The 6,494-nt window shown below is 33.9% G+C and carries 6 protein-coding genes; 3 read left to right on the forward strand and 3 right to left on the reverse strand.

The window, feature by feature from the left end; translation table 11 throughout:
* Positions 1-49 precede the first annotated feature (49 nt).
* Positions 50-655, reverse strand: coding sequence for a response regulator (locus AFK68_RS15920; RefSeq protein WP_094673635.1), 606 nt, complete (start codon positions 653-655; stop codon positions 50-52).
* The gene (locus AFK68_RS15925) at positions 633-2,594 is read right to left on the reverse strand and encodes a PAS domain-containing sensor histidine kinase (RefSeq protein WP_094673636.1); all 1,962 of its coding nucleotides are present in this window, start codon (positions 2,592-2,594) and stop codon (positions 633-635) included. Before AFK68_RS15925 ends, AFK68_RS15920 begins: the two co-directional genes overlap by 23 nt.
* Positions 2,595-2,823: 229 nt before the next feature.
* Here AFK68_RS15925 and AFK68_RS15930 point away from each other — a divergent pair, with 229 nt between their 5' ends.
* The 3 genes from AFK68_RS15930 to AFK68_RS15940 all read left to right on the forward strand — a co-directional run bounded on the left by AFK68_RS15930 (position 2,824) and on the right by AFK68_RS15940 (position 5,625).
* Entirely contained in the window at positions 2,824-3,342 is a 519-nt protein-coding gene (locus tag AFK68_RS15930) for a hypothetical protein (protein WP_094673637.1), read from the forward strand.
* 656 nt (positions 3,343-3,998) lie between these two features.
* The gene (locus AFK68_RS15935; protein WP_210407431.1) at positions 3,999-4,193 is read left to right on the forward strand and encodes a DUF2949 domain-containing protein; all 195 of its coding nucleotides are present in this window, start codon (positions 3,999-4,001) and stop codon (positions 4,191-4,193) included.
* 1,045 nt (positions 4,194-5,238) lie between these two features.
* Complete coding sequence (locus AFK68_RS15940) at positions 5,239-5,625, forward strand: nuclear transport factor 2 family protein (RefSeq protein WP_094673638.1); 387 nt, start codon at positions 5,239-5,241, stop codon at positions 5,623-5,625.
* 295 nt (positions 5,626-5,920) lie between these two features.
* On the opposite strand, the gene AFK68_RS15945 is transcribed toward AFK68_RS15940, so the two are convergent.
* The gene (locus AFK68_RS15945; RefSeq protein WP_094673639.1) at positions 5,921-6,298 is read right to left on the reverse strand and encodes a hypothetical protein; all 378 of its coding nucleotides are present in this window, start codon (positions 6,296-6,298) and stop codon (positions 5,921-5,923) included.
* Positions 6,299-6,494: the final 196 nt, after the last annotated feature.

The raw sequence follows: 6,494 nt of genomic DNA on the forward strand, positions 1-6,494 counted from the left end.
ATATATAGTACTTTTGCCTAAGTCCTGTAACTTTCTTTCTTCTTCCTACTCAATTCCTATATTTCAAGCGATCGCTCCTAATCGAAATTAAGAAAAGTTTGAAAAAATATCCGAAAATTTCTAGCATTGTTAAAATTTCATTCTCTTCCAAATCTTTAAAGTCTTCAATTATCAACTGTGAATAACCAATAATTCCATTGAGGGGAGTGCGTAGTTCATGAGGTAGAGATAAAGTAATACTACTTCTTAAGTCATCTAATTGTTCTTGAGTTCTTCTTTCAATCACCCTTTGTTTATCTAACCTAGTATTAATAGCTTTCATTAATTCGTCTCTAGTAAAAGGTTTTGTTAAGTAATCATCTGCTCCTAATTCCATTCCTTCTCTTAAATCGGCTTTTGTGGATTTTGCAGTCAGAAAAATAAATGGAATTGCTTCTGTTACTAAATTCTCTCGTAATGACTTTAATACTCCATATCCATCAACTTCAGGCATCATCACATCACAAATAATTAAATCTGGAACTTCTTGTTGAGCCTTTTCTATTCCTACTCTGCCATTTTTTGCTCCTATTACCATAAAATCTTCTGCTTCTAAAATATCTGTAATGATTGTCAAAATTGATTTATCATCTTCAATCACTAGAATTTTTTTCATCTATATTTTCCTTTGCTAAATCCAATGGTAATATGACAGTAAATTTACTTCCCACCCCTACTTCACTTTCTACAAAAATATGACCTCTATGTAAATCTACAAAGTTTTTGACAATAGTAAGTCCCAACCCTGTACCAGAAATATCGGCAACATTTTGTGCGCGGTAGAAAGAGTTAAATAGGTATTTTTGTTCTGCTTCTGGAATACCAATACCTTCATCTTGGACTTGAAAAATTGCATAGTTATTTAAGTAAGAAAGTTTGAGGTGCACCTGACCACCTTTCGGGGAATATTTGACTGCATTCCAAAGTAAATTATATAAGATATGTTGCAATAACTTTTCATCTATAGAAACTAATTCTGGTATTTCTTCTAAAAATTGATTTTGTGCTAATAAGATTGCATCATTTTTTCCATTATTTTGCTGTTTTGAATCTAGCTCCCGTATTTGATTTAAAATGGTTATATCTAAAGATTTTTTTGTCATTAATTCCGTTGCTTCTTGAACGACAAAATCAAGGGAATATTGACTACTCATGTTGAGTTTAATATCTTCTATAATATCTCGACAGAACCTTTCTAAATCTAATGGTGCTGGGTTAAAATCAAAATTACCTGATTCTGTCTTGCCAATAACTAATATGTCATTCACCAACCCTGTCATGTGTTGAGCTGTAGCTTGAATACGATGCAAATAAGTCAATTTTTTTTCTTCATTCCATTTATAACCGTAGTGTTCTAATGCTTCTGCGGAAGCTAATATGGTAGTTAAAGGAGTACGAAATTCATGGGATGCCATAGAAATAAATTGAGACTTAAGTTGATTTAGCTCTTTTTCTATTTCCAGTGCTTTCTTCATTTCTGCTTCTGCCCACTTGCGTTCTGTAATATCTTCAATATCACCCTCATAAGCAATAAGCTTACCTTCTCGATCATATACTGCTCTTGCATTTTCAGAAATCCATAAAATGCTGCCATCTGCACGATAAGCTTGAGATTCAAATTTTAATACTGTTCCATTCCTATTAATTAAATCCACAAACTCATTTCTACGACTAGAGTTAACATAAATTTGCTTGCCAATATCATTAACTTGTACCATCAGTTGCTCTGGTGAGTCGTAACCAAATATCTTGGCTAAAGTAGGATTACTGTATATATAACGCCCATCTGGTGTAGACTGAAAAATACCTTCAACCGAGTTCTCAAGAATGCTGCGATACCTATCTTCAGTTGAATGTAGTTCTTGATATGCTGCTTCTAGTTGTAATTTGGTATTAAATTCAGTTTTTTGCAGAGACTCATATAAATATACCGAGAGGTCGCAAATTAAACATACCCAGAAGATGCCAAAACACATCTTAACAAAATTCCAATTAAAGGGTGCTACATCAAAACCAAGAATTTGATTCACACTGAAGTAGTAACCTAAGATAGTAATTTGGGATACTAGGTGCAGAAACCATCTGACTGGAATTAAAGTTGCTTGAGTAAAGAAAGTCAACATCCAGATAAAAAACTCAGGATTAACATTTCCCGTAATTGTATCTGAAATTTGCTCAATCATCGTCACTGCCCAAGAAGAGCTGAGAAATATTAGACCTAGATGGCTATGACCCCAAGCAGTTCGCAACAGAAATATACAGCCAACTAGAATTGAATGTACTAAAATTCTGGCAATTACCCACTCTTCTAAGCTAGGATATTTACCTTCTATAAAGTAGATTAGATTGAGTATAGTTCTACTCAAAAAGAAGAAAAAAGCTAGCCACAATGCTAAATTTAGTCGAGCGATTAAAAAACGATGTTGCCACTGTGGATAGGAGAGGTTTTTTAAGTCTCTACAATTCTCAGAGGTAGGGTTAGCACTATCCAAATAGGTGAGTATTTGCCTAACTGGGGATACTTTCTGTAGTTTTCTGAGCCATCCATTTAGCATTCCTAGTAAGATTGAAACTTAAGATTTAGATGATGAACATGGTACATCAGCATACCCTAATAATGGGTTTTATTTCAGCTAACTATTATTAAAATTTGCTTCCTCATCATCAACAATAATCTAGGAGAACAAAAATTATTGATTATTTGTAGCTAGCTTTATTTAAAATGATATCATTAATTTTTATTGTATATTGGTTATACTTAATACCTAAACGTTGACTCAGATTATGGTTAGTTATACCTTGCCTCAGAATCCAGATACAATCATAACCGTTAGGGGCAAAGATTCAGAAAGGGCCCGTCAGAAAGCTATGGATAAGCTTGTGGAAATGATGGACTCTGGTGATATACCGACAGAATTAGAAAATGGATTTAGCCCGGAGCAGTTTATTGAGGTCAAAGAATCAAAAGAATCAAAAGAAATTACTTCTGAGGAAGAAGATGCTGTTGCTCAGGCAGTACAAATACTCAGCGATTTTGCTGCTCTGAAGATGAAGGTTGTAGAGTCTAGAGAAGAGGCATTAAAAATTCGTTCTGCAATTGAAGTCCTGTTTACAGATGAACCTGTAACCGTTGAAGAAATTGCTAATCTTAAAGACGGTTTTAAGACCCTGAAAATTTTTGCTGTGGCTAATTTACGCTATAGAGAAGCAAAAGAGAAAGCAGAAGAAGCTCGTATTGTCCTGGATGAAGCGCTCAAATCTGAGGAATCAGAATTAAAGAAGTCTCCTAAATCAGGTAAGTAGATAATTTCAGTTATCAGTTAACAGTTATTCAGTACCTCCTACTGAAGTAGGAGGCTGAAAATAGGGACAATTCTTCTTCCTAAATTCTCTGTAATTCCCGATTTCTCCTGACTCCTGACTCCTATCCTCACTTATAAGACTTCTAATCACAAACCCTACTGATAAGTAATCAAAGCTATTATTACTTATAACGGTAATATCACTGAGGGTAATGTAATTATGGTCTCCTGTAAGAAATTTCTAAAATTCCTCGATCATTACCCTAGTAATGCTCTATTATAGAATTTTGATTAGATCATAGAAAATGTGGATTTCCTGGTCTTTTGATTGGATATTTACTTTATATTTACTACTCATAAAAAGTATACTTTTCCACGCTTACCTCTACTGAGACTTGAATTAATAATAATTTTTAGATATTGAAATGTATCAAGGGTGAATCAAAAAATCTCATTGCTCCCTAAGACTCAACACTATAATTTAGTATTCTCTACAACAAAATTGTGATCTGAATCATTGACAAAACTGAGATATCTCACATGATTAAAAGATGAGAGTCACTGAGGCTTTCTGAATAATAATTGATACTAGGTATCGTGATAAATAAAACCTGTTTGAAAATTTTTTTAAGATACTACTGGAGAAAACTTTTAATCATGTCTACAAAACAAGCTCAGTTAATCAAATTCTTGAAGTGGGAGTTGTCCATCCCAGATTCTGCCATAGCCACTGCTTTACGACATCAGGAAGAAGATTCTAATCAATTACCGATGGTACTTTGGCAATATGGTCTCGTAACATTGCAGCAATTGGACCAAATATTTGATTGGTTACAAATGGCCAGTGTTTAATCAGTTGCTTTCCGAGTATCACTTAGGGATAGATATATTTTCTAGGTAATACGAGTGAATCACCTTTATTTTAGGAGGTCTGAATTGAGTTTAAAACCAAGACAAATCAGAAAAACAAAATCGAATAAAAACTTTGAATTAAACAAGGGAGTATCTCAGCTAGCTTTTTCAGTAAGATAACTCTCTTTTTTTTGGAACAGGTCATTTCAGTTATCAGTTAGCTTCCTATGGTCGTAACTGCGTTTTTTCGTATAGGGAATGCTCCGCAAACATGTCGCGTAGCGTTAACGCGCGTTGTGCGGAACGCTAAACAGTTAGCCTCCTGTAGAGGAACTGTGTTTTTTCGTATAGGGAATGCTCCGCAAACATGTCGCGGAGCGTTTCATGTCGGCGACAGCCGAAAACAGTACCTCTGGCGCTCACCATCGGGATTGACATAATGAACTCTTATCTTTTCATCCCCTATCCAAAGAGAGACTTTGGACTTCCTGGTTTTGGTAATAAAATATCGTATCTTATTTATCAGAGAACTGCTATATAAATTATTAAATATCATCAATTATATTCTTAATCTGTTAATCCAACAGAATAATTTTTGATTGTAACTAATTATCTTAACTTGGTATAGTAACTATGAGAGACTGTTTGTAAAATAAGTATTAAGAGAATGAATAGTTACTAAAATCCCAAATTGGTAATACTTCAAAGAATTGAAATCCAGTAGGTAGAGAGATATGAGGTAAATATATTCCTAGATTTTGAAGTGAGAAATGTGTTGATTTCTTCCTCCCTACTCCCTACTCTCTACTCCCTACTCCCTATCTCATTTTTATCTTTCCTGATACATTCAATCTCTTATTTCGACGATAAACACCTACTAAATCAAACTCAAAAATGACAAAAGAAACTATCGAAAAAGTGGTAAACTCTTACTTCACAAATATGACAGCGATGAATNCTCCCTACTCCCTATCTCATTTTTATCTTTCCTGATACATTCAATCTCTTATTTCGACGATAAACACCTACTAAATCAAACTCAAAAATGACAAAAGAAACTATCGAAAAAGTGGTAAACTCTTACTTCACAAATATGACAGCGATGAATGCTCAAGGATGGTTAGAAATTTTTGCTGAAGACGCTGTTATCTGTGACCCTGTTGATAAACCACCAATGAATGCAAAGTCAGACGGTGAGAAATTATTTGCCCTATTCTCGAAGTTCTATGCAAAATTAGAATTGACACCAAACAATATATTTATTGCAGGTAATGGAGCAGCAGTTAAATGGAAGATGCAGGTAGTTGCCAAAAATGGTAAGGAGGCAGTTGCAGAGGGAATTAGTGTGTTTGAGATTAATGAAAATGGTACAATTCAAAAACTATCTTCCTATTGGGATGAGGCTGCAATGCTCGCTCAAATAAAAGGCTAAACTTCTACTTCTTGAGAAGATAGTAGGAACGTTTCATGATAATTTCGGCGTTGGTGAACCTAGCTATCAAATAATCGCTCTGGTGTTATAAGAAACCGGGTTTGTTGGAGACAGATGTCAGTATATATCGGCATCTAATATAAACCCGGTTTCTAGGGTTCTAGAAAAATCATACTGTCTATTTCTGATTCTATCAAAAATGAGGAACTGATTATTATCAGTTCCTCATATGTTATTTTCTCTTAAATCTATAATTTGCAAAGTATTCCCAAAAATTTGATAGCATCAATAATTTCTAAATTCCTAATTTCAATTTGAATCCTTTTCCAGATTGATCGCCGTCTAAAGTATATTCTTCTAGGGGGTTTTCTACTTGACGCTCATCTGGGTTGACAGGAATAGAGACTCCAGGAATCACTTCTACGTTTTGCTCTTGACGACGCAGTTCATAAGGTTTAATTCCCTGATTAGAAGAATTACTAGATTCTGGCTCATCAATATATGTACGGTAATTATCATTAGTAATTGATCTGCCTTCTACTGTTTTGAGAGACTCTCCAGATATAGTTGCTTTGGTTTCAGGGTTATTAGGGTTATTGGATTGTGCTTTAGCAATAGTTGTAAAAGATAACAAGATTGCACTAATACCCAAGATAGTTATAGCTTTCTTCATAATTTATTTGCTTTTGAGTTGATACTTTTTATTGTACTATATCAATGCCTGAAAATACTAGGAAAACTTCCTCTACATTTATAAATAAACTTTCAGTATAATCACTAAATTTTATTAAACATTTAGGTAAAAAATAATATAAGCATAAATACTCATTTGTATTTGAAAATATTATTTTGTAGTCAAAAATCTATGT

The sequence above is a fragment of the Hydrocoleum sp. CS-953 genome, assembly GCF_002260545.1.
In the GTDB taxonomy this organism is placed as follows: Bacteria; Cyanobacteriota; Cyanobacteriia; order Cyanobacteriales; family Microcoleaceae; genus Trichodesmium.